The sequence below is a fragment of the Tateyamaria armeniaca genome, assembly GCF_045797845.1.
GTDB lineage: Bacteria > Pseudomonadota > Alphaproteobacteria > Rhodobacterales > Rhodobacteraceae > Tateyamaria > Tateyamaria armeniaca.
The window spans coordinates 927,646-949,392 of sequence record NZ_JBHDIY010000002.1; the positions used below are offsets into that span (position 1 = coordinate 927,646).

Annotated in this window: 19 protein-coding genes, 1 tRNA gene, 2 pseudogenes and 2 riboswitches; of the genes and pseudogenes, 11 read left to right on the top strand and 11 right to left on the bottom strand. The window is 60.4% G+C overall.

The window, feature by feature from the left end; all coding sequences use genetic code 11:
• Positions 1–8: 8 nt before the first annotated feature.
• Together ACERZ8_RS04600 and ACERZ8_RS04605 are read right to left on the bottom strand one after the other, a co-directional pair.
• Positions 9–950 carry a DMT family transporter gene (locus tag ACERZ8_RS04600; RefSeq protein WP_407590955.1) on the bottom strand — a complete coding sequence of 314 codons (942 nt, stop codon included), beginning with the start codon at positions 948–950 and terminating at the stop codon, positions 9–11.
• Positions 951–990: 40 nt separating this feature from the next.
• On the bottom strand, positions 991–1,386 hold the full coding sequence (locus tag ACERZ8_RS04605) for a DM13 domain-containing protein (protein WP_407590957.1): 396 nt from the start codon (positions 1,384–1,386) through the stop codon (positions 991–993).
• A gap of 142 nt (positions 1,387–1,528) precedes the next feature.
• On the opposite strand from ACERZ8_RS04605, the gene ACERZ8_RS04610 reads away from it, so the two are divergent.
• On the top strand, positions 1,529–2,110 hold the full coding sequence (locus ACERZ8_RS04610; RefSeq protein WP_407590958.1) for a TetR/AcrR family transcriptional regulator: 582 nt from the start codon (positions 1,529–1,531) through the stop codon (positions 2,108–2,110).
• On the opposite strand, the gene aroC is transcribed toward ACERZ8_RS04610, so the two are convergent.
• A complete protein-coding gene (gene aroC / locus ACERZ8_RS04615; protein ID WP_407590959.1) occupies positions 2,107–3,207 on the bottom strand; it encodes a chorismate synthase in 1,101 nt (366 codons plus the stop codon). The genes ACERZ8_RS04610 and aroC overlap by 4 nt on opposite strands.
• Before the next feature lie 93 nt (positions 3,208–3,300).
• Positions 3,301–3,401, top strand: a riboswitch (TPP riboswitch).
• Positions 3,402–3,439: 38 nt separating this feature from the next.
• On the opposite strand from aroC, the gene ACERZ8_RS04620 reads away from it, so the two are divergent.
• The 3 genes and pseudogenes from ACERZ8_RS04620 (at position 3,440) to ACERZ8_RS04630 (ending at position 6,636) form a co-directional block, all read left to right on the top strand.
• On the top strand, positions 3,440–4,420 hold the full coding sequence (locus tag ACERZ8_RS04620) for a thiamine ABC transporter substrate-binding protein (protein WP_407590960.1): 981 nt from the start codon (positions 3,440–3,442) through the stop codon (positions 4,418–4,420).
• Positions 4,396–5,957, top strand: a pseudogene (locus ACERZ8_RS04625) (thiamine/thiamine pyrophosphate ABC transporter permease ThiP). Before ACERZ8_RS04620 ends, ACERZ8_RS04625 begins: the two are co-directional and overlap by 25 nt.
• A complete protein-coding gene (locus ACERZ8_RS04630) occupies positions 5,944–6,636 on the top strand; it encodes a thiamine ABC transporter ATP-binding protein (protein WP_407590961.1) in 693 nt (230 codons plus the stop codon). The pseudogene ACERZ8_RS04625 and the gene ACERZ8_RS04630 overlap by 14 nt, the downstream one beginning before the upstream one ends.
• Here the strand turns inward: ACERZ8_RS04630 and ACERZ8_RS04635 are convergent.
• Entirely contained in the window at positions 6,625–7,065 is a 441-nt protein-coding gene (locus ACERZ8_RS04635; RefSeq protein WP_407590962.1) for a 6,7-dimethyl-8-ribityllumazine synthase, read from the bottom strand. The genes ACERZ8_RS04630 and ACERZ8_RS04635 overlap by 12 nt on opposite strands.
• A 77-nt stretch (positions 7,066–7,142) precedes the next feature.
• A riboswitch (FMN riboswitch) is annotated at positions 7,143–7,290 on the bottom strand.
• 61 nt (positions 7,291–7,351) lie between these two features.
• Here ACERZ8_RS04635 and ACERZ8_RS04640 point away from each other — a divergent pair.
• The 5 genes from ACERZ8_RS04640 (at position 7,352) to ACERZ8_RS04660 (ending at position 11,643) form a co-directional block, all read left to right on the top strand.
• A complete protein-coding gene (locus tag ACERZ8_RS04640; RefSeq protein WP_407590963.1) occupies positions 7,352–7,978 on the top strand; it encodes an FMN-binding negative transcriptional regulator in 627 nt (208 codons plus the stop codon).
• A 40-nt stretch (positions 7,979–8,018) separates the two neighbouring features.
• Entirely contained in the window at positions 8,019–8,621 is a 603-nt protein-coding gene (locus ACERZ8_RS04645) for a glutathione S-transferase (RefSeq protein ID WP_407590964.1), read from the top strand.
• 301 nt (positions 8,622–8,922) lie between these two features.
• A complete protein-coding gene (gene petA / locus ACERZ8_RS04650) occupies positions 8,923–9,483 on the top strand; it encodes a ubiquinol-cytochrome c reductase iron-sulfur subunit (RefSeq protein ID WP_407590965.1) in 561 nt (186 codons plus the stop codon).
• 14 nt (positions 9,484–9,497) lie between these two features.
• Entirely contained in the window at positions 9,498–10,841 is a 1,344-nt protein-coding gene (locus tag ACERZ8_RS04655) for a cytochrome b (protein ID WP_407590966.1), read from the top strand.
• A 13-nt stretch (positions 10,842–10,854) separates the two neighbouring features.
• Positions 10,855–11,643, top strand: a complete 789-nt coding sequence (locus ACERZ8_RS04660; RefSeq protein ID WP_407590967.1) for a cytochrome c1 — start codon at positions 10,855–10,857, stop codon at positions 11,641–11,643.
• Between the two features lie 99 nt (positions 11,644–11,742).
• Here the strand turns inward: ACERZ8_RS04660 and mtaB are convergent, their stop codons facing one another.
• A complete protein-coding gene (gene mtaB, locus ACERZ8_RS04665) occupies positions 11,743–12,990 on the bottom strand; it encodes a tRNA (N(6)-L-threonylcarbamoyladenosine(37)-C(2))-methylthiotransferase MtaB (RefSeq protein WP_407590968.1) in 1,248 nt (415 codons plus the stop codon).
• Positions 12,987–13,826, bottom strand: coding sequence for a diaminopimelate epimerase (dapF, locus tag ACERZ8_RS04670; RefSeq protein WP_407590969.1), 840 nt, complete (start codon positions 13,824–13,826; stop codon positions 12,987–12,989). The genes mtaB and dapF overlap by 4 nt, the downstream gene beginning before the upstream one ends.
• Positions 13,827–13,924: 98 nt before the next feature.
• Between dapF and ACERZ8_RS04675 the strand changes: the two genes are divergently transcribed.
• A tRNA-Lys gene (locus ACERZ8_RS04675) sits at positions 13,925–14,000 on the top strand.
• Between the two features lie 288 nt (positions 14,001–14,288).
• Entirely contained in the window at positions 14,289–15,332 is a 1,044-nt protein-coding gene (locus ACERZ8_RS04680) for a LacI family DNA-binding transcriptional regulator (protein WP_407590970.1), read from the top strand.
• Between the two features lie 114 nt (positions 15,333–15,446).
• On the opposite strand, the gene ACERZ8_RS04685 is transcribed toward ACERZ8_RS04680, so the two are convergent.
• The 5 genes and pseudogenes from ACERZ8_RS04685 to hutI all read right to left on the bottom strand — a co-directional run.
• Complete coding sequence (locus ACERZ8_RS04685; protein ID WP_407590971.1) at positions 15,447–16,487, bottom strand: aromatic ring-hydroxylating dioxygenase subunit alpha; 1,041 nt, start codon at positions 16,485–16,487, stop codon at positions 15,447–15,449.
• Between the two features lie 3 nt (positions 16,488–16,490).
• Positions 16,491–18,161, bottom strand: coding sequence for a urocanate hydratase (gene hutU / locus ACERZ8_RS04690; protein ID WP_407590972.1), 1,671 nt, complete (start codon positions 18,159–18,161; stop codon positions 16,491–16,493).
• Positions 18,158–18,958 carry an N-formylglutamate deformylase gene (gene hutG, locus ACERZ8_RS04695; RefSeq protein ID WP_407590973.1) on the bottom strand — a complete coding sequence of 267 codons (801 nt, stop codon included), beginning with the start codon at positions 18,956–18,958 and terminating at the stop codon, positions 18,158–18,160. Before hutG ends, hutU begins: the two co-directional genes overlap by 4 nt.
• A complete protein-coding gene (gene hutH, locus ACERZ8_RS04700; protein ID WP_407590974.1) occupies positions 18,955–20,490 on the bottom strand; it encodes a histidine ammonia-lyase in 1,536 nt (511 codons plus the stop codon). Before hutH ends, hutG begins: the two co-directional genes overlap by 4 nt.
• Before the next feature lie 4 nt (positions 20,491–20,494).
• A pseudogene (gene hutI, locus ACERZ8_RS04705) lies at positions 20,495–21,678 on the bottom strand (imidazolonepropionase); the annotation flags it as partial.
• Positions 21,679–21,747 lie beyond the last annotated feature (69 nt).

The following is a 21,747-nucleotide window of genomic DNA, read 5'->3' on the forward strand; positions in this document are numbered from 1 at the left end:
TGTTCCGTCTACCCTTTGGGGTCGGTCACCTGCCGTGCCTTGCGTCGGTCCATCCCCAACTGCCGTTCGCGCCAGATGATCAGAATGCCGCCCAGCACCACCAGCGTCGCCCCGGCGACCATGTTAAGCGTCGGCACCTCGGCAAAGACGAAATAACCGATGATCGCCGCAAAGATCAGGGATGAATAATCAAACGGGGCAAGCATTGACGCCCCGCCAAAGCGATAGCTGGAGGTGACGAGGATTTGCGCCACGCCCCCCACCAGACCTGCGCCAATCAGCAAAGCGATGTTGAAAGTCGACGGGATCACCCAGCCAAATGGCAGGCTCAACAGGCTGAGCAAGGTAGCCGTCAGTGAAAAGTAGAACACGATGGCGGCTGTGTGTTCTGTCTTGACCAATGTGCGGATGTGAATCTGCACGAAGGCGCGCAGGATCGATGCCCCCAGCACACAAAGCGCACCGATGGTCCCGGCAGTGCCGAGCATATCGGCATCGACACTCAAGCGGGGCCAGATCACGATCATCACCCCCACAAGGCCCAGCGCGACGGCGCTGATGCGGAACAGGCGCACTGTTTCCCCTAGCATCACAGCCGCCAGAATGACCGTAAACATCGGCGTGGCGTAACCGATGGCCGTTACTTCGGGCAGCGGCAGCAGGCCCAGCCCGGCAAATGTCAGAGCCATAGCCGTGGTGCCGAAAAGCCCGCGCCAGATGTGACCGGCAAGGTTCACCGGAATTAAAGCCTCGCGCAGATCACCGCGGTGCCAGATCCACGCAAGAATGATAGGCATGGCAAAGAATGAGCGGAAGAACACGGCCTGTCCGGCCGGCACGGTCTGCGTCGCTTCCTTGATCATCGCCGCCATGACCATGAACAGAAACACCGCCATCAGCTTCAAAGCGATGGCGGTGCCCGGTTTGTTTTGTGTCGTTGGCGCAAGCATGTCCCGAACCCATGGGCCGTAGATGCACGCTTGGCAACCGTCAATTGATGGCGGCAACACCCAAAGGCACGCTGAACTTCAGGCACCAGATGTAGATTTCATTATAGTCCGCAGGGTCCACGCCCGCAGGCACCACAAAGGATTGCTGGCCGTTAAGCGATTTCAGCAGGCCCATGCCGGTGGCAGTGTCGTATTTGCCATCCTTGCCAAAGCCCACTCGTGGGTCGGGCGCGCCGTCGAGGCTGAAGTCTTCGCCCAGCACAACGGTATGGCTGCCATCGTCATTCTTGATGACTTCCACGCCGCCAGTCGTGATGTGATCGGATGCACCGACAAAGGTGCCCGAGGCGACGCTGCCTGCATTTGCCGAAACAGCAGCGAAAGAGATAAAGCCCGCGAGGGCGATGGCGAGGATGTTTTTCAGTATCGAGATCATGTCGGTGTCCTTTGTCGGGTTCGGGGTTGGTATGACAAACATCTAGCGTAAGGAACCGAACAGTACAAAACACGTTTATGTGAGTTCTGGACTAACCAGTTCCGAACGCTATATTAGGGCGCAAGCAGATGGAGAAACACCGATGGGCCGCCCCCGTTCCTTTGATACCGATGACGCCATAGAAAAAGCGATGCAGGTCTTTTGGACCCACGGCTATGAAGGTGCGTCGCTGCCTGACCTGCTCGACGGGATGGGGCTGACCCGTGGAAGTCTTTACAAGGCGTTTACCGACAAAAAGACGCTCTTCCTGAAAGTCCTCGACCATTACGAGGGTAAGGCCGTGCGGGCGGGCGTCACGCTGTTGACCGACGCGGGCATTCGCGACGGCGCAGACCGCATCATGGCGATGTTCACCAATTCATACCGCACCGTAACCGAAGGTGACCGGCGCGGATGTCTGCTGTGCACCGCCGCTGCTGGGCCCAGCATGTATGACGACGAAATCGCGGCTGCCGTGTCACAAGGGCTCGGCGCGCTGCGCGATGGCATCGATGTGGCACTGAAAGCATCGCCAAAGCACGCAGGCTTGTCAGAAGAGGATCGCGGCGCATTGGCCGACATGCTGATCGCCCAATACATAGGGCTGCGCACAATGGCGCGTGCCCGCATCGACGCGGATACGTTACGCAATGCAGTGCGGTCCGTCGGAGTGATGCTGGCCTAGCCGATCGGGCCGCGCACGCCGCCGGTCTGTCCTCGGTCCAGAAGCAGGTGATCAAGGATCACGCAGGCCATCATCGCCTCGCCCACCGGAACGGCGCGGATACCCACGCACGGATCGTGACGGCCTTTGGTGATGATTTCGGCCTCTTGGCCCGATTTGGTGATCGTCTTGCGCGTCTGCAGAATGGACGAGGTCGGTTTCACCGCGAACCGCACAACGACGTCCTGCCCTGTCGAAATACCGCCAAGGATACCACCCGCATGATTGGACGAATATTCAGGGCCATCTGGCCCCATCGCAATCTCATCCGCATTTAATTCACCCGTCAGCATGGCCGCCGACATACCTTCGCCGATCTCAACTCCTTTGACGGCATTTATGCTCATCATTGCTGCCGCCAGATCGGTGTCCAGCTTGCCATAGATCGGCGCGCCAAGACCTGCAGGCACATTGCGCGCAACGATCTCGATCACCGCACCGACGCTGCTGCCCGACTTGCGCAGACCATCCAGGTACTCCGCCCAAGTTTGCGCAGCTTTGGCATCCGGCACCCAGAACGGGTTCTGGTCGATCTGGCCCCAGTCAAAGGCGTCCCGATCAATCTCGTGCGCGCCCATACGGGTCATGTAACCCTTGATCTCGATTCCGGGTACCAACTTGGCCAGTGCCGCACGGGCCAGACCACCTGCGGCCACACGGGCAGCGGTTTCGCGGGCAGAGGACCGCCCGCCACCACGATAGTCGCGAATGCCGTATTTCTGCCAATAGGTGATGTCGGCGTGGCCGGGGCGGAATTTCTCGGCGATGTCGCCGTAATCTTTCGAACGCTGGTCAGTGTTCTCGATCATCAACTGGATCGGCGTACCGGTGGTCTTGCCCTCGAACACGCCGGACAGAATACGCACCTCGTCCGCCTCGCGCCGCTGCGTAGTGTATTTGTTCTGGCCCGGTTTGCGCTTGTCCATCCACTGCTGGATGAACGCCTCGTCAATTTCGACACCCGGCGGGCAGCCGTCGACCGTCGCGCCAAGGGCAGGCCCATGGCTTTCGCCCCAGGTGGTGACGCGGAATAGATGGCCAAAGCTGTTGATCGACATCGGCAGGCTCCTTGCTCGGTCCCCGTCTAGCGGTGCGGCATCATCGGCTCAAGGCGTTTTCCGCTTGCGGGCGATGTGCGCCCGCTTTACCTTTGCCCTACCTCGGGGTGCTGGAAACAGCTGAGATGCACACGCGCGAACCCGTTGAACCTGAACCGGTTAGAACCGGCGGAGGGAAGGTTGAGCATTTCATCCTCTTTCGCCGTTCGACGCATAGAAAAAAGGATGACCCATGCGAAGAACACTCATCATGGCTGGCATTGTGCTGGCGTCCCAGGCCGCCGCTGAAACACCCGTTCTGACGGTATATGCGGGCGACTATTTCACCTCTGAATGGGGTCCCGGTCCCAAAATCGAAGCGGGTTTCGAGGAAATCTGTGACTGCGATCTGCAGTTTTCCACGGGCGATCTGATGCCCCGTCTTTTGCTGGAAGGCGAGAGGACCAAAGCGGATGTCGTGATCGGTCTGACCACGGATGTCACCGCGAAAGCACGTGCAACGGATTTGTTTGCACCCCACGGCCAGAACACCGCGGACCTGACCCTGCCTATCGCGTGGGACGATGACACGTTCCTGCCGTTCAATTACGGGCACACCGCTTTCATCTATGACGAAACCCGCATCGATACGCCCCCGGCGAGCTTTGAGGATCTGCTTGCGATGGACGACGACATCAAGATCGTCATTCAGGACCCGCGCACCTCGATCTCGGGCCTTGCGCTCGTCTTGTGGGTGCATGCGGTCTACGGCGATGAGGCGGACGCAGCATGGGCCCAACTCGCCCCCAAGATCCTGACCGTGACCAAGGACTGGTCGGCCAGCTACGGTCTATTCACCGATGGCGAGGCAGACATGGTCCTCAGCTACACCACTTCACCCGCCTATCACATGTTCGCAGAAGAGGATTTCAACAAGAAAGCCGCGATCTTCCCCGAAGGGCATTATTTCATGGCCGAAACCGTGGGAAAGGTTGCGCAAACGGACGTGCCCGAATTGGCCGACGCCTTCATGGATTACGTGATGAGCACGGATTTTCAGGCGATGATCCCGACAGCGAACTGGTCCCTGCCCTCGGCTTTGCCGCAGGATCAGTGGCCCGAAGGCTGGGCGCAACTGCCGCTCCCTGAAAAGGTGCTGTTCTATTCCGAGGCCGAAGCTGCGCAGATACAGGGTGAGGCCATCGAGACATGGCGCGCAACGCTCAGCCAGTAAAAACCGGAACGATCACGGGGCCAGTTGCGGCGGGAACAGTCTTTGCGCTGATCCTTGCCGCGCTGGTGGCCGTGGCCAGCAAAGCGACGTGGCCTGTCAGCTTTGGTGTCGCGGACTGGGCGGCGCTACGGTTCACCGTCTGGCAGTCGTTCCTGTCGGCGCTGTTCAGCGTGATTTTTGCCATCCCTGTGGCGCGCGCACTGGCACGGCGACGGTTTTCCGGACGCAGCGTGCTGGTTACGTTGCTGGGCGCCCCTTTTATCCTGCCGGTGATCGTGGCAGTGATGGGCCTGCTGGTCGTGTTTGGACGCGCGGGATGGGTCAGTCAGTGGCTTGGGCTGCTGGGCCTGCCACCGCTGTCGATTTACGGGCTGCAAGGCGTTGTTCTGGCGCATGTCTTTTTCAACATGCCGCTGGCCACCCGCCTGATCCTGCAAGGCTGGCAGGCTATTCCAGCCGAACAGTTTCGCCTGGCTGGGCAGTTGGGCCTGCCCCCGATGGTAATGTTTCGCACACTGGAATGGCCGGTGCTACGGCAGGTGGTGCCCGGTGCCTTTGCCCTGATCTTTGTCATTTGCCTCACCAGCTTTGCCGTCGCGCTCACTTTGGGCGGCGGGCCGCGGGCAACGACCATTGAACTGGCGATCTATCAGGCCTTCCGCTTTGAATTCGATCTGGGGCGGGCCGCTGTCCTCAGCCTTTTGCAATTGGTTGTGGCCGGATCAGCGGCAGTGGCCGCCCTATGGATACTGCCACCGATCACTGCGCAAATGGGCCGCGACCAGCCCGTGCAACGCTGGGATGCGCAAGGCACTGGACTGCGGCTGCTTGATGCGGCGTGGATCGCGATGGCATCCGCCTTTTTGCTGATCCCGCTGGGGGCCATCGTTGGATCAGGTGTTGTCGGTCTGGCACAGATGCCCGTGCAAGTCTGGCACGCGGCCTGGACGTCGATCTGGGTTGCGACCCTGTGCACCACCGTGCTGGTGGCGCTTGCGCTTCCGATCTCGGTCTGGCTGGCGCAGACGCGCTGGGGCGGGGCGGAGGCGCTCACGCTGATCGGGCTGGCCGCCTCCCCCTGATGATCGGGACGGGGTGGTTCATTTTGATCAACCCCTTTGCCGCGCCCGCGGACCTCGCTCTTGTTGTCACGGCACTGGTCAACGCAACGATGGGCCTGCCCTTTGCTGTGCGCATCCTGATTCCTGCGATGCGGCAAGTGATGAACGACTATGGGCGGCTCAGCGCCGGTCTGGGCCTGTCGGGCGTCGCCCTTTGGCGCATCGTCATCCTGCCACGTGTGCGCACGCCACTGGGCTTTGCCGCGGGCTTGTCGGCGGCGCTGTCCATCGGGGATCTGGGCGTTGTGACCCTGTTTGCCGACAATGACCGGGCGACATTGCCCTTGCAGATGTACCGCCTGATGGGCAGTTACCGGACAGATGCAGCAGCAGGCGCAGCCCTTTTGCTGCTGACCCTCGCGTTGGGGATGTTCTGGATGTGCGATGCATGGGGGCGACGACATGCTGAAGGTTGACGGGCTGCACATCACGCAAGGCGCATTTGAGCTTAGCGCCACCTTTGAGGTCGCCAAAGGCCAGCGTGTGGCCGTCATCGGCCCGTCAGGTGCGGGCAAGTCGACACTGCTGAACGCGCTTGGCGGATACATCGACAGCATCGGAACCATCCGTGTCGATGGACAGGATGTCAGCACGGCCGCGCCTGATCAGAGGGGCATCGCGATGCTGTTTCAGGACGGCAACCTGTTTCCCCACCTGACGCTGTCGCAGAATGTGGGCCTTGGCTTGCGTCCGGCGCTGCGCCTCGACAGCGAGGAACAGGCGAAAGTCGCAGCCGCACTCGATAGCGTCGGACTGGCCGCGTTTGGATCGCGCAAGCCCGGCGACGTGTCAGGCGGGCAGCAAAGCCGCGCGGCTCTGGCCCGTGTTCTGGTACAGGGCAAGCCCCTGCTCTTGCTTGATGAACCCTTTGCGGCCCTTGGCCCTGCGCTGAGGGGCGAGATGCTGGACCTGACCAGCACCGTGGCGCGTGAAACCGGCGCCACAGTGCTGATGATCACCCACGCTCCCGAAGATGCCGAACGCGCAGCGGATCAAGTGATCTTTGTCCATGACGGACGTGCCGAGGCACCCCGCCCGGTGGGCGAGATCATGTCCAACCCACCGGAGGCTTTGCGCGCCTATCTAGGCCGCTGAGCGCAAGGCGCGCCGTGTTTCAAGGATACCAAGTGCCGCTTGCGCCGCCTCGCGTCCTTTGATCACGAAATGATCGCCATAAATGCCCATGTGATGCGCGGTTTCCTGAAACTGGTGCGGCGTCAGCGACACCGACAGGACAGGCACGCCGGTCTTGAGGCCGACCTGCATCAATCCGTCGACCACAGCGGAGGCGACGAAATCATGGCGATAAATGCCCCCGTCCACCACAAGGGCGGCACAGGCGATGGCGTCATATCGCCCCGTTTCAGCGAGGGTCTGTGCCATCAATGGCATCTCGAACGCACCGGGCACGTCATAGCTGTCGACCTGCGCGGGCAGGATCAATTCGGTAAAGCCCTGATATGCGCGGTCGACGATATCGGCATGCCAGCGGGCTTTTACGAATGCGAAGCGGGTGTGTGTCATTGCAAATCTCCTTTAGGTTCAGACACGTCACCCAAGGCGATTGCGTGCAGTGGCACACGCCTGTCCGGCGCGCGCCTGCACGTTCTCTTTCATCCGGACTGTGACCGTCGGCTCAGGCCTCTCACCTGATCTGCTAGACCCTCGCCACTGGCGAAGCGCTCGCGGGCTCGCAGGTCGTGCCTACATACCGCCGGTGGGGAATTCCGCCCCGCCCTGAGAACAGCAGCAGGTTGCCAAGCCGCGCGCGCAGAGGCAAGAGGGACGCGACGTAGAATGGACAAGACCGATGCACCCCAACCCCGTTTTCCATGACCAGACCGCACAGGCGAACCTTGCCTTTGCACATGCGCGGGCTTTCGGCATTCTGGCGGTGAACGGCGAGGCCGGGCCGCTGATGGCGCATGTGCCATTTCTGATTGATGAGGATGCGAGCCACCTTCATCTGCATCTTGTGCGCTCCAACTCGATCGCACGGGCGCTCAAGGCCCCGATGGCGGCGCGGATCGCGGTCAGTGGCGCGGATGGCTATGTCTCTCCTGACTGGTACGAAGTGCCCGATCAGGTGCCCACATGGAACTATGTCGCCGTGCATCTGACAGGAACACTGGAACTGCGCCCCCATGAGGAAATGCGCGCGCTGCTGGACCGCCAGTCGAAACACTTCGAAGATCAACTTGAACCCAAGCGCCCGTGGAAAACCGACAAGATGACGCCGGAAGTGCTCGATCGGATGATGCGCCAGATCGTGCCCTGCCGGATGAAGATCGAGGGCGTCGATGGCACATGGAAACTGAACCAGAACAAACCCGACGATGTGCGCCTGCGCGCCGCCGACTATATGGATGCCTATGGGATGGGCAGCGAAACGCGCATCCTGGCCGGGCTGATGCGTGGGGCCGATAGACAGGACTGAACACTCTGCTACGCTGAACCGAAATCAGACAGGATACGACATGAAGCTCTACTACTCGCCCGCCTCCCCATTTGCGCGCAAAGTCGTTGTTTTACTTCACGAACTGGACAAAGCGGATGCTGTTGAACTGGCGCAGGTGACCACCACGGCACTGGACTCGGATGCGAGCCTGACGGCAGCCAATCCACTGGCCCGGATACCTGCGCTTGAGCGGCCAGAAGGCGTGACGCTGTATGACAGCCGGGTGATCACCGCCTATCTCGATGACCTGTATCAGGGCGGCCTTTACCCGACCGGCGCGCGCCGTTGGGAAACGCTGACGCTCGAAGCCACGGGCGATGGCATCATGGATAGCGCTGTGTCCATGGTTTATGAAGTTCGCCTGCGCGATGAGGCGCAACAGTCGCAGGACTGGATCGAAGCGCAGTGGAGCAAAGTCGACCGGGGTCTGGATGCGCTGAACACCCGCTGGATGAGCCATCTGTCGGGGCCCATCGGCGCTGGCCACATTTCAGTTGGCAGTGCGCTGGGGTATCTGGATTTTCGGCACGGGCCGCGTGAATGGCGCAAAGGGCGTGAAGCACTGGCGGGCTGGTATGACGGGTTTGCAGCACGCGCATCGATGACCGCAACAGCGCCCTGACCGGGATTGCGCAAGAAAAATGACGCGCGGGGCGTCACGTCTGCGAAAAAACGACTCCCCGATTGGCCCGCGCCCAAACACAGTCGGACGCTTTGCGCACTTTCGAAGTTGAAAACCGACAGCCCGGTCCGTGAGTCTTAACAAAGGGTTAAACAAGACCCCTGCGACCACGTGTGCCAGATTGCACGCTGGACGTGGCCTACGGACAGCGCTAGATAGCTTTTCAATGTCGGTGGCGCGTTTCGCGCGACCTGATCTGTCATTGACCCTTTGTGGTCGCTTGGAAACTGGAGAAGTCCCCGTGTCCCACGCAGAAGAAGAACATGACGGCGACCGCCGCGATTTCCTGTACTACGCCACTGGCGGTGCGGGCGTCGTGGTCACAGGTGCAGCCGTATGGCCGCTTGTGAACCAGATGAACCCCTCTGCCGACGTGCGTGCGGCCAGCACGATGCGCGTGGATGTGGCTGACTTGCAGCCGGGCTCGCAATTGCGGGTTCTTTTTCTGGGCAAACCCGTCTTCATCCGCCGCCGGACAGAAGACGAGATTGCCGAGGCGCGCGCAGTTGAACTGGCCGATTTGCCCGACACATCGTCGCGCAATGCCAACGCCGAAGGCACCGACGCCCTTGACGTGAACCGCAGCATTGACGAGGCGGGCGAGTGGCTCGTTATGACCGGCGTTTGCACGCATCTGGGGTGCATTCCACTGGACAATGCGGGCAATTTCGGCGGCTGGTTCTGCCCCTGCCACGGCTCGCACTACGATATTTCCGGGCGCATCCGCCAAGGTCCCGCGCCTGAAAACCTGCCGATTCCGCAGGCAGAGTTCGTCGATGACACCACAATCTTGCTTGGTTAAGGGAGAAAACGACCATGGGTGGAATTCCTCACGACCACTATGAACCAAAGGCGGCCTGGGAAAAGGGCCTCGCCAAGCGGTTGCCAATCGTTGGCCTGATGTACGACACGCTGATGATCCCAACCCCCAAGAACCTGAACTGGATGTGGATCTGGGGCATCGTGCTGACGTTCTGCCTTGCGTTGCAGATCATCACCGGGATCGTTCTGGTGATGCACTACACGCCGCACGTCGACCATGCGTTCTCCTCGGTTGAACACATCATGCGCAACGTGAATGGCGGGGCAATGCTGCGCTATCTGCACATGAACGGCGCGTCACTGTTCTTTGTCGCTGTATATGCACATATTTTCCGCGGTCTCTATTACGGTTCCTACAAGGCGCCACGCGAGATCACGTGGGTGATTGGCATGCTGATCTACGTTCTGATGATGGGCACCGCCTTTATGGGCTACGTGCTGCCATGGGGTCAGATGTCGTTCTGGGGTGCCACCGTGATCACCGGCCTGTTCGGTGCGATCCCGTTCATCGGTGAGGCGCTTCAGACCTGGTTGCTGGGCGGACCCGCCGTGGACAATGCCACGCTGACCCGCTTTTTCAGCCTGCATTATCTGCTGCCCTTCGTCATTGCGGGTCTTGTGATCCTGCATATCTGGGCTTTCCACACCACGGGCAACAACAATCCCACGGGTGTCGAAGTACGCCGTGGCTCGAAAGAGGAAGCGGCGAAAGACACGCTGCCCTTCTGGCCCTATTTCGTGATCAAGGACCTGTTCGCGCTTGCCGTGATCCTCGTCGTGTTCTTTGCGGTTGTCGGCTACATGCCCAACTATCTGGGCCACCCGGACAACTACATCGAGGCCAACGCGCTTGCGACGCCTGCACACATCGTGCCCGAATGGTACTTCCTGCCGTTCTACGCCATCCTGCGTGCCTTCACGGATGAGGTTTGGGTCGTGCAACTGGCAGGCTTCCTGACCGGTGGCATCGTGGACGCCAAGTTCTTTGGTGTGGTTGCGATGTTCGGTGCGATCGTTGCGATGGCGCTGGCGCCATGGCTCGACACATCGTCGGTCCGCTCGGCCCGCTACCGCCCGATGCTGAAGTGGTGGTTCTGGCTGTTGGTTGTCGACTTCTTTGTTCTGATGTGGGTCGGTGCACGGCCAGCCGAAGAGCCATACAACACGATCTCGTTGATCGCGTCGGCCTACTGGTTCGCCTACTTCCTCGTGATCCTGCCGCTGCTTGGCGTGATCGAGAAGCCGGATGCGCAACCTGCGACCATCGAAGAAGACTTTGCCGCACACTATGGTGGTGGCGATGCGGGTGCAGCCCCATCGACACAACCCGCGGAATAAGGAGAGACTGCAAATGTTCAAGAAACTTGCAGCAAGTGCGGTGGTGGCAGTCATGCTCGCCACCGGAGCCTCGGCCGCTGGCAAGGCGGGCGGTCATGTGGAAAACGTCGACTTTTCCTTTGACGGTCCGTTTGGGTCCTACGACCAGAACCAGTTGCAGCGCGGTTTGCAGATCTACACCGAGATTTGCGCCGCCTGTCACGGTCTGAAATTCGTACCCCTGCGCACGCTGAGCGATGAGGGCGGCCCCGGGCTGCCTGAAGATCAGGTGCGGGCCTATGCCCAGTTCTATGAGGTGTTCGACGCCGAACTGGACGATTTCCGCCCGGCAAACCCCAGCGATCATTTCCCTGAGTCCAACCTGGAAAACGCCCCTGACCTGAGCCTGATGGCTAAGGCGCGGGCCGGTTTCCACGGTCCTTATGGTCTGGGCATCAACCAGTTGATGAACGGGATCGGTGGCCCTGAATACATCACAGCCCTGCTGACCGGGTACACCGGCGAAGAAAAAGAAGAAGCAGGTGCGATTCTTTACGAAAACACCGTCTTCCCCGGTGGCTGGATCGCCATGGCACCTCCGCTTTATGGTGATGACGTTGAGTTTGCAGATGGCCATGCAACGGACTTGCAGCACCTGTCCGAGGACGTGTCTGCGTTCCTAATGTGGACAGCAGAACCCAAGCTGGCGGCGCGCAAACAGGCAGGTTTTGTCGGCGTTGTGTTCCTGACCATTCTGTCGGTGCTTTTGTACCTGACGAACAAACGCATTTGGGCACCGGTCAAGGCGCGCTACAAAAAGTAGACGCAGCTCTGCATACGAATTTTGAGAAAGCCCTGCCTTTTTGCGGGGCTTTTTCTTTGCCCGCCCGACGTGCCGATGGCGATGGAGATGGCGATGGTATCAGGCGATGAGCTGTGTGCCTGAATTGGACAGAATCCGCGTTGTCACGATCTGCCCTTCGACCTGCGGTGCGTCCAAACGAACCTCGGCAAAATGTTCGGTGCGGCCCATCGTCGGGTTTTCCATCAGGATGCGGTGCGTTTTGCCAACCTGTGCGTTCAGGTGCTTTTCTACCTGGGCCTGCCCAGCGGCGCGCAACCGTGCCGCCCGATCCTTGATCGCTTTGCCATTCACCTGCGGCATACGCGCAGCTGGCGTGCCCGGGCGTGGCGAGTAGGGGAACACGTGCAGCCAGGTCAGATCACACTCCGACACCAACGCCAGAGACTGCTGGAAATGCGCCTCTGTTTCCGTCGGGAACCCCGCAATGATGTCAGCGCCGAACGTCATGTCCGGGCGCAGCCTGCGCGCCTCCTGTGCAAAGCGGATCGCATCATCGCGCAAGTGCCGCCGCTTCATCCGTTTCAGGATCAGATCGTCGCCATGCTGCAAGGACAGATGCAAATGCGGCATCAGACGCGGTTCGGTGGCAATGGCTCGCATCAGGGCTGCGTCCACCTCGATTGAATCGATGGAGCTGATACGCAAGCGCGCCAGATCGGGCACCAGTTTGAGGATCCGCAGCACCAGATCACCCAATCGCGGTTCTGAAGGCAGATCAGCGCCCCACGAGGTCAAATCGACCCCGGTTAGCACCACCTCGTTGAATCCGCGATCCACCAGACGCTTGATCTGATCCACCACCACGCCCGCAGGAACCGAACGCGAATTGCCGCGCCCATAGGGGATGATGCAGAAGGTACAGCGGTGATCGCACCCGTTTTGAACCTGCACATACGCCCGGCTGCGGGTGCCAAATCCGTCGATCAGATGACCGGCCGTTTCGGTGACCGACATGATGTCGTCCACCTGTACGGGCTCTGTGCCGAAATCACCTGCGAGGCCTGCCCAAGTGCTGGCTTGCATCTTTTCGGTATTGCCGATGACGACGTCCACTTCGTCCATAATAGCGAACGTCTCGGGTTCGGTCTGGGCCGCACAGCCCGTCACGATCAGCTTGGCGTCCGGGTGTGTGCGGCGCAGTTTGCGAATGTCTTGACGGGCCTTGCGCACGGCCTCTGCGGTCACCGCGCAGGTGTTGATCACGACGGCATCCTGCATGCCGGCCTGCGTGGCCAGCTCCTCCATCGCCTTGGTCTCATAGGCGTTCAGGCGGCAGCCGTGATTAGAGAAAACAGGCGCGTTCATAGCGAGTCGAGAAAGCTTTGGGTCAGCACACCGTCAAAGACATGCGCAGTGGGCCCGGACATCCAGACACCGTCATCCCGCCAGTCGATGCTGAGCGTACCCCCATCAAGGTCAATGCGCACAGCACGTCCGGTCAGCCCCTTGCGGGCTGCCGCCACGGCGACAGCACAGGAGGACGAACCAGAGGCCAGCGTGATCCCTGTGCCACGCTCCCAGACGCGCATACGGATGTGGTCGGGGCCAATCACCTGGGCGAATTGCACATTAATGCGTTCGGGAAACAGCGGATGAACCTCGATCCGTGCGCCTTCGGTGGCCAGATCAACGGCAGTCACATCATCAACAAAGAACGTGCAATGCGGATTGCCCATACCCGTCGCAACCGGCGCCCCGTCGATGGGCAGGGCCAGCGTATCGACGTCATGCGCCAGCGGGATGTCTTGCCAGTCAAGCAGCGGCACGCCCATGTTGACAGATGTCACCCCATCCGCGGTGCGGACCGCCTGCAAGGCGCCACGCCCGGTGACATCAATGCTGAGCGTGTCGGCACCGCTCAGGTCCATCTCACGCGCTGCGATACAGCGGGTGGCGTTGCCACAGGCCGCCGATTGCGAGCCATCCGCGTTGTAGAAGGTGATTGTCAAATCGCGCCCTTCGGTGATCACCGCAAGCTGGTCAAATCCAACCCCGCGATGCCGATCCGCAAGCGCCTGCAACAACCGTTCTGTCACGGCAACGGGCCGCACACGTGCATCCACAACGACAAAGTCGTTGCCCAGCCCGTGCATTTTCATGAAAGGCCAATCAGAGAAGGAAGGTTCATGCATTGCGCGCATATAACGCCACGCATTTGGGGAATCCAGTATGTCGCAGAAAAACAGGACAGAATCGGCTTGACCCGACGGACTGCCCTTTCTAGATAGGCCGCCTAGTGGGGCCGTTAGCTCAGTTGGTAGAGCAGCTGACTTTTAATCAGCGGGTCGCAGGTTCGAACCCTGCACGGCTCACCATTTTTCTCAACGACAGATGCACCGCAGTGTTCGTTTATGTGATCGCCCTCGCTGCGCTCGTGACGATTTTCCAGTGAGTCCTGACCCTTAGTCGCAAATGTGGCACCCACGTATTTAAGTTTTTTGTACGCAAACCGCTCTGGTCGTTTGGTGCCACCGCGCGCGCTTTGTGTCTCTTTTCTTGCAATCATAGGCAAGATACAGGACACTTTTTTGGCGCGCGTTAAAATTCATTGTCATTCAGCGACATCCAGCCACGTGCACACAAAGTCAGGGAGGCACCGTTCCGTGCAGAGCGACAAGAAACGTATCGACACGATGGAAGAACTGGCCGTCGCAATCGGCGTATCTCGTCCAACCCTGTCACGCTATTTCCAGGACCCGGAGCGCGTCAGCCGCACCTCGCGGGACCGTATCGCGCAAGGTCTTGAGCGTGTTGAATATGTTCCGAATTTTTTTGCCACACGTCTCAATCGCAAATCGACCGGCATGATCGGGGTCATCATCCCCTATCTGAATGATCTGTTCTTCACCAAGCTACTCGAAGCCATTGAACGCGCCGCGATGGAAGCCGGATTTACAGTCATCACCCAGTGTTCGCATTCCGACCCGCTGATCGAAGCGCGTGCCGCCGAGACATTCATGTCGATGAGCGTGGATGGCGCCCTTGTTGCCCCGTTGGGCAATCACAGCGACATGAAAGTGCACGACCGCCTGCGATCCCGCCTGCCCTTTGTGCTGTTCGATTCGCGTCCAAAAAACATGCCGGACGTCGATTTCGTAGGGACAAACCACGACCAGAGCACGGGGCTTGCCACGGAATATCTGTGCCGCGTCGGTAAGCCACCCGTCTTTCTTGCCATGCCGCGCGTGAACTTCAACGCGATGGAGCGCGAGCATGCCTATATCGCGAAAATGGACGAGTTGGGTCATGAACCGCAGATCATCGGCACGGAAATGATACAGGACAACGGTCTGTTTGAGGCTCATGGAGAGGCGGTTCTGGACAGGGAGTTCGCTGCGGGACGGCTGATCGATTCCTCCATCCTCTGCGTAAACGATCGGGTGGCTATTGGCGCGTTGCGCGCGGCTGCGTCACACGGGCTGGAACCCGGCAGCAAGCGTGTCGGTGGGTTGCGGATCATGGGCCACGATGACTACCCACTGTGCCCTTACACGGTGCCCAGCCTTACCACCGTCGCTCAGAACGTGGACGAAATCGGGCGCACGGCGGTGTCTCGCTTGGTGGGGGCAATACACGCAAAAAAATCGCCGGAAGAACAATTCGTAAAACTGTTCGATGGTGAAATCAAAGTGCGCGGATCCGCCTGACCACGTAAACACTCGGTGGCATCGACGCCTAAGTATTTGAAGCGCTTTGGGTGAACACGCGTCAATATTATCAAACAGGCCCGGCTTTGATCGCCGGGCACAACTGAATCTGGCCTACTCGGCCATCTGGCGATCCACCTGCTGTTCCTCGTTGATCATCGCCTGAAGCTGCCGACGGAACCGCAACTGCCCGCCATCAATGGGCAAATCGATGTGTGGCGACGTTTTGTTGGCCATGCCGATCTGCACTTGATTCAGTACGTCGCGGTCTTCTTCGAACGCGTGTTGGACATCCTCGCTCATCATCTGCGACAGGGATTCGTCATCCGCGCGAATATTGCGCAGCTGGAACCAATAGTAACGCGTCTGGGACTCGGTCACCGGCGTCATAAAGTTGTAGCTGTCCATGATGAACGTCTTGTCATGCAATGGCCCGTCCGGCCCACCCGTGCCGGCTGGCGTGAACACCGCTTTGATCAGCGCATGGCTGGGATAGCGCACTTCGTAGTGCTGCAGTCGGTCGCAATTGCCGTCGAACTCAACCACTTTCTTGTAAAACGGGGCCGGTTCATGATCCATCATCCAGCGGTGCACGATCACACCTTCGTCGGTTTTGGTCACGCGCAACGGCGTATCCTTGGTGGCATCGGTGGCAAAGCTGCTTTGGTGGACCCAGGCCACATGCGTCGGGTCCAGCAGGTTGTCGCACATCAAAAGATAATTGCAGTCCAGTTCCATCGCCGCACCGCGATTGATGCCCCATGCCGGGTTGTCGTAGTTTTCGATTTCGAAGATATCGTTTGGATCAGCCAAGGCCGGATTGCCCATCCAGATCCAGACCAGCCCGTATCTCTCGTGCAGTGGATAGGCATGTACGCGCGCCTCGGATGGGATGCGCCCGGTGCCCGGTGCCCAGACGCATTGGCCCGCGCAATCAAAAGTCAGCCCGTGATAGCCGCATTCGACCGTGTCGCCCTTGATCCGCCCTTTGGAGAGCGGCAGCTTGCGGTGCGGGCAGGCGTCCTCCAGCCCGACCAACTCGCCACTTTCGAGGCGAAAGATGCAGATCTTTTCGCCGAGTACCGTGATTTGCTGAAGATCACGCATTACCTCGTGATCCCATGCGGCGACGTACCAGGCGTTTTTCAGAAACATGATTTACCTCGACAGAATGCCCGGCAGGTTTAACCCCTGTTCGCGGGCACAATCCAGTGCCGTGTCATATCCTGCATCGGCGTGGCGCATGACGCCCGTGGCCGGATCGTTCCACAGCACATTGGCGATGCGCCGGTCTGCATCCTCTGTCCCGTCACAACAGATCACCATGCCCGAGTGCTGCGAAAAGCCCATGCCGACCCCACCACCGTGATGCAGCGACACCCAGGTAGCGCCCGAGGCGACGTTCAGCATGGCGTTCAGCAGGGGCCAGTCGGACACCGCGTCCGAGCCGTCCTTCATCGCCTCCGTCTCGCGGTTGGGCGACGCGACGGAGCCGGAATCAAGATGATCGCGCCCGATCACAACCGGAGCGGAGAGTTCACCGTTGCGCACCATCTCGTTGAAGGCGAGGCCCAGCTTGTGCCGCACGCCCAACCCAACCCAGCAGATACGTGCGGGCAACCCCTGAAACGCGATCCGTTCACGCGCCATGTCGAGCCAGTTGTGCAGGTGCGGGTCGTCCACCAGTTCTTTGACCTTCGCGTCGGTCTTGTAGATGTCCTCGGGATCGCCGGACAGCGCGCACCACCGAAATGGCCCGATGCCACGACAGAACAGCGGGCGGATATAGGCAGGCACAAAGCCGGGGAAGGCAAACGCGTTTTCCAGCCCCTCCTCTTGCGCGACCTGCCGGATGTTGTTGCCGTAATCGAGCGTGGGCACGCCTGCGTTCCAGAAATCGACCATTGCGGCGACCTGCACTTTCATCGACGCGCGGGCGGCCTGTTCCACGGATTTGGGGTCACTTTCCTGTTTGGCGCGCCATTCGGCGACACTCCACCCTTGCGGCAGATAGCCGTGGATCGGGTCGTGGGCGGAGGTCTGGTCGGTGACGATATCTGGCCTGATCTCGCGCTTGACCAGCTCGGGGAAAACATCCGCCGCATTGCCGATCAGCGCAACGGATTTGGCCTCACCCGCCTTGGTCCAGGCGTCGATCATCGACAGCGCGGTGTCGAGATCATGCGTTTTCTCATCCACGTAGCGGGTGCGCAGGCGGAAATCAGCGCGGGTCTCGTCACACTCCACCGCCAGACAGCAGGCCCCGGCCATGACTGCGGCGAGCGGCTGTGCGCCACCCATGCCACCCAGCCCGCCAGTTAGTATCCAGCGCCCGGTCAGGTTGCCATCATAGTGCTGACGCCCGGCTTCCATGAACGTCTCGTAGGTGCCCTGCACGATGCCTTGCGTGCCGATATAGATCCAAGACCCGGCGGTCATCTGGCCGTACATCGCCAGCCCGCGCTTATCGAGTTCGTTGAAATGGTCCCACGTTGCCCAATGCGGCACGAGGTTGGAATTGGCGATCAACACGCGCGGCGCATCTTTGTGGGTGTTGAACACACCCACCGGTTTGCCCGACTGCACCAGCAGGGTCTGGGTGTCTTCAAGGTCTTTCAGGGCCGCGACGATGCCATCAAAATCCTCCCACGTGCGCGCCGCGCGCCCGATGCCGCCATAGACAACCAATTCGTGCGGGTTCTCGGCCACGTCTGGATGAAGGTTGTTCATCAGCATCCGCATCGGGGCCTCGGTCAGCCAGCTCTTGGCTGTGATCTCGGAACCTGTCGGGGGAAAAACATCGCGGACGTTGTGGCGCGGGTTGTTCATTGAGTCGCTCCTGCGGTTGGGACGAGGGAAGCAAGTGTTGTCAGAATGCGAGTAAGGTGGTGGCGCAGCGCATCAGCCTTGGTTGGGTCGTAGGTCCACGGCGCATGTTCCGCCTCAAGGTAGGTGGACTGGGCGAGCTCCAACTGGATCGCATGCACGTTATCTGCCGGTCGACCATAGTGGCGCGTCGTCCAGCCGCCCTTGAACCGGCCGTTCAGAACGCATGTGTAGCCCGACGCTGTTTTGCAGATGTCGTTAACAGCCTGCTCGATTTCCGGCGCGCAGGTCTTTCCCCGATCTGTGCCGATGTTGAAATCAGGCAGCGTGCCATCAAACAGGAATGGAATACGCGACCGTATGGAATGGCAGTCGAACAGGATTGCCACTCCGTGCAAGTCGCGAATGCGCGCGATCTCGGTTTCAAGCGCGGCGTGATAGGGCGTGTGAAACGCACTCAACCGCGGAGAAATCGCAGACTCAGTCGGCGGTGTGGTCCAGATATTCTGCCCGTCAAAATCGGTCAGAGGCACCAGTGTCGTCGTGTTCTGGCCGGGATACAGGCTGACGCCCGCAGGATCACGATTGGCATCAATGACGTAGCGGTGAAAATTCGCACGTACTGTCGTGATGTCCGGCAACAGACCGGCATAAAGCCGGTCAATGTGCCAATCCGTATCTGCCAGGGCGCGCCCGGCTTCATTCAGATCAGCGGCAGTGTCGGGTGGCACATGAGTTCCCGCATGGGGGAACCCGAGGATGATCGGGCTGGACCCTTTGCGCACCGAAACGGGGGTCATGCGACGTCCCCCCTGACGAATCCGGGCAAATCCACTGCAATACACAACGATCCAGTCGCAACCATCCTTGCGGCGGCCTCGATACAAGGAGCCATATAGCGATCCTCGGCGATTTCAGGGACGTCGCGGCGCAGCACGGCGATGACGGATTGAAGCGGCGCACTGGTCGGCAAGGGCGCGCGAAACGCGATCCCTTGGGCTCCACAAATCGCCTCGACCCCAAGAATGACGTTTAGGTTGGCGTTCATCCGCTCCAGCCGACGGGCGGCATGGGCCGCCATGCTCACGTGATCCTCCTGATTGGCCGAGGTCGGCGTGCTGTCTGTGGTGCAGGGGTTGGCCAGATGCTTGTTTTCGCTCATCAGCGCTGCCGTCGTCACCTCGGCAATCATCAGCCCCGAATTCAATCCGGGATTCGGCGTCAGGAACGGGGGCAGGTCAAAGGACAGGGTCGGGTCCACCATCAGCGCGACACGGCGCTGCGCGATGGCCCCGATTTCCGAAATCGCGATGGCGATCTGATCGGCGGCAAAGCCCACGGGTTCAGCGTGAAAGTTTCCGCCCGACACGATCAGATCATCATCGACCAGCACCAGCGGGTTGTCGGTGACAGCGTTCGCTTCGATTTCAAGTGTCTGTCCGGCAAAGTGCAGCAGGTCCATCGTGGCGCCAGTGACCTGCGGCTGGCATCGGATGCAATAGGGGTCTTGGACGCGTGTGTCGCCGGCGCGGTGGCTTTCGCGGATTTCAGACCCTTCCATCAACGCCCGCTGTGCGCGGGCCACTTCGATTTGCCCCGCATGGCCGCGCAATGTGTGAATGGCGTCTTGCAATGGCGCGGTTGAGCCCATGATCGCATCCGTGGACAGCGCACAGGTGATCACGGACGTCGCTGCATTGGCCCATGCCCCCCACAGACCGACCAGCGCGCAGGCGGTCGAGAATTGCGTGCCATTGATCAACGCCAAACCTTCCTTTGGGCCCAGAGTGATGGGCGACAATCCGGCCCGTGCCAACGCTTGCGCCGCTGGCAGACGCTGCCCCTCATGAATCGCTTCCCCTTCGCCCATCATCGCTGCCGCCATGTGGGCAAGCGGGGCCAGATCGCCAGAGGCCCCGACAGACCCTTGCGAGGGGATGACCGGCAGAACATTCTTCTCCAGCATTGCCTCGATCAGCGCGACGGTGGTCATGGCGACACCAGATGCACCGCGCCCCAGCGACAACAGTTTCAGCGCCATCATCAGGCGCGTGGTTGCGGCGTCCAAAGGCTTCCCCACGCCACAGCAGTGAGACAGGATCAGGTTGCGTTGCAGTTGTACGACATCGCGCGGGGCGATTTTCACGCTCGCCAGTTTGCCAAAACCTGTGTTGATGCCATAGACCGCCACGTCCCCGGCAGCGGCGCGGGTGACTGCATCTGCAGCAGCCTGAATGCCCGCATGTGCAGAGGCATCAAGCGTGACAGCCCCTTGCCCGGACCAGATGGCGCGCAATTGTGCTAGCGTGGCCACCCCGGGCGTGAGGATCATAGCACCCCCTGAATATGCGGGCATGCAGCGGATTGAACCCGATGCGATAGGCCAGTTCAGCAGGCTCAGAAACGTCCCAGACACATAGATCGCCCTGCGCACCCGCGACGATCCGCCCGCAATCCGGCACGCCCAGCGCAGCAGCAGCATGCGCGGTGACGCCCAGTAACGCCTCAAGCGGGGTCATACGAAACAGGGTGCAGCCCATGTTCATCGCCAGCAAGAGCGAGGTCATTGGTGAAGAGCCGGGGTTGCAATCCGTGGCCAGGGCCATGGGAACTCCATGGGTGCGGAAGGCATCAACCGGCGGGCTCTGCGTTTCACGCAAGGTGTAGAATGCGCCTGGCAGCAGCACGGCAACGGTGCCGGATTTTGCCAATGCGCGCGCGTCCTCTTCGGTTGCGTATTCCACATGATCCGCGCTGAGCGCGCCGTAGTGCGCCGCCAGTGCAGTGCCGCCGGTATGTGACAGCTGTTCAGCGTGCAGCTTGACTGGCAGGCCAAGGGACACCGCCGCATCGAACACCCGCGCGATCTGGCCTGTGTCAAAGGCGATCCCCTCGCAGAACCCGTCCATTGCATCCACCAGCCCTTCGGCGAACGCAGCGCGCAAGACGGGGATGCAGACGGTGTCGATATACTCATCTGCGCTGCCTGCGAATTCAGGGGGATCGCGTGTGCCCCAAGGAAACTGGTACGAACCTCAATCGGGCGAACCTGCGCGATCCGGCGGGCGACACGCAACATCTTCAACTCGGTTTCTAGGTCAAGACCGTACCCCGACTTGATCTCGATCAGCGTGACCCCTTCGGCAATCAGTGCATCGACGCGCGTGAGGGCATCATTCAGAAGATGGTCGATGCTCGCAGCCCGCGTGGCCCGCACGGTCGAGATGATCCCGCCCCCCGCTTTGGCCACTTCGGCGTAGCTTGCCCCGTTCAGGCGTTGCTCGAACTCCGCCGCGCGGTTGCCTGCGAACACGACATGGGTGTGGCAGTCGACCAGCGCGGGCGTTACCAACCGACCGCCAAGGTCATGAGCGGTATGGCTGGAAAACACATCCGGCACCTCGGCCAGTGTCCCGACCCACCGGATCGTCGACCCCTCAAGCGCAATTGCGCCGCTTTCGATCAAGTCGAAATCGTCGTTGGAGCGCAGCGTTGCGATCTTGGCGTTGGTCAAAAGCATGGGCACGACTCAGTTGCGATATACCTCTTTTAATGTTTTTATGTGCGTACATAATAATCTGTCAAGCGA

What these genes read in the sequence shown, in the direction of transcription:
- ACERZ8_RS04620 (WP_407590960.1), top strand. Translation starts at nt 3,440, where the DNA reads ATGCGAAGAACACTCATCATGGCTGGCATTGTGCTGGCGTCCCAGGCC.
- aroC (WP_407590959.1), bottom strand. Translation starts at nt 3,207, where the DNA reads ATGTCGATCAACAGCTTTGGCCATCTATTCCGCGTCACCACCTGGGGC.
- ACERZ8_RS04645 (WP_407590964.1), top strand. Translation starts at nt 8,019, where the DNA reads ATGAAGCTCTACTACTCGCCCGCCTCCCCATTTGCGCGCAAAGTCGTT.
- hutU (WP_407590972.1), bottom strand. Translation starts at nt 18,161, where the DNA reads ATGAACAACCCGCGCCACAACGTCCGCGATGTTTTTCCCCCGACAGGT.
- hutH (WP_407590974.1), bottom strand. Translation starts at nt 20,490, where the DNA reads ATGATCCTCACGCCCGGGGTGGCCACGCTAGCACAATTGCGCGCCATC.
- ACERZ8_RS04630 (WP_407590961.1), top strand. Translation starts at nt 5,944, where the DNA reads ATGCTGAAGGTTGACGGGCTGCACATCACGCAAGGCGCATTTGAGCTT.
- hutG (WP_407590973.1), bottom strand. Translation starts at nt 18,958, where the DNA reads ATGACCCCCGTTTCGGTGCGCAAAGGGTCCAGCCCGATCATCCTCGGG.
- ACERZ8_RS04600 (WP_407590955.1), bottom strand. Translation starts at nt 950, where the DNA reads ATGCTTGCGCCAACGACACAAAACAAACCGGGCACCGCCATCGCTTTG.
- mtaB (WP_407590968.1), bottom strand. Translation starts at nt 12,990, where the DNA reads ATGAACGCGCCTGTTTTCTCTAATCACGGCTGCCGCCTGAACGCCTAT.
- ACERZ8_RS04655 (WP_407590966.1), top strand. Translation starts at nt 9,498, where the DNA reads ATGGGTGGAATTCCTCACGACCACTATGAACCAAAGGCGGCCTGGGAA.
- ACERZ8_RS04640 (WP_407590963.1), top strand. Translation starts at nt 7,352, where the DNA reads ATGCACCCCAACCCCGTTTTCCATGACCAGACCGCACAGGCGAACCTT.
- ACERZ8_RS04605 (WP_407590957.1), bottom strand. Translation starts at nt 1,386, where the DNA reads ATGATCTCGATACTGAAAAACATCCTCGCCATCGCCCTCGCGGGCTTT.
- ACERZ8_RS04635 (WP_407590962.1), bottom strand. Translation starts at nt 7,065, where the DNA reads ATGACACACACCCGCTTCGCATTCGTAAAAGCCCGCTGGCATGCCGAT.
- ACERZ8_RS04685 (WP_407590971.1), bottom strand. Translation starts at nt 16,487, where the DNA reads ATGTTTCTGAAAAACGCCTGGTACGTCGCCGCATGGGATCACGAGGTA.
- dapF (WP_407590969.1), bottom strand. Translation starts at nt 13,826, where the DNA reads ATGCGCGCAATGCATGAACCTTCCTTCTCTGATTGGCCTTTCATGAAA.
- ACERZ8_RS04610 (WP_407590958.1), top strand. Translation starts at nt 1,529, where the DNA reads ATGGGCCGCCCCCGTTCCTTTGATACCGATGACGCCATAGAAAAAGCG.
- ACERZ8_RS04660 (WP_407590967.1), top strand. Translation starts at nt 10,855, where the DNA reads ATGTTCAAGAAACTTGCAGCAAGTGCGGTGGTGGCAGTCATGCTCGCC.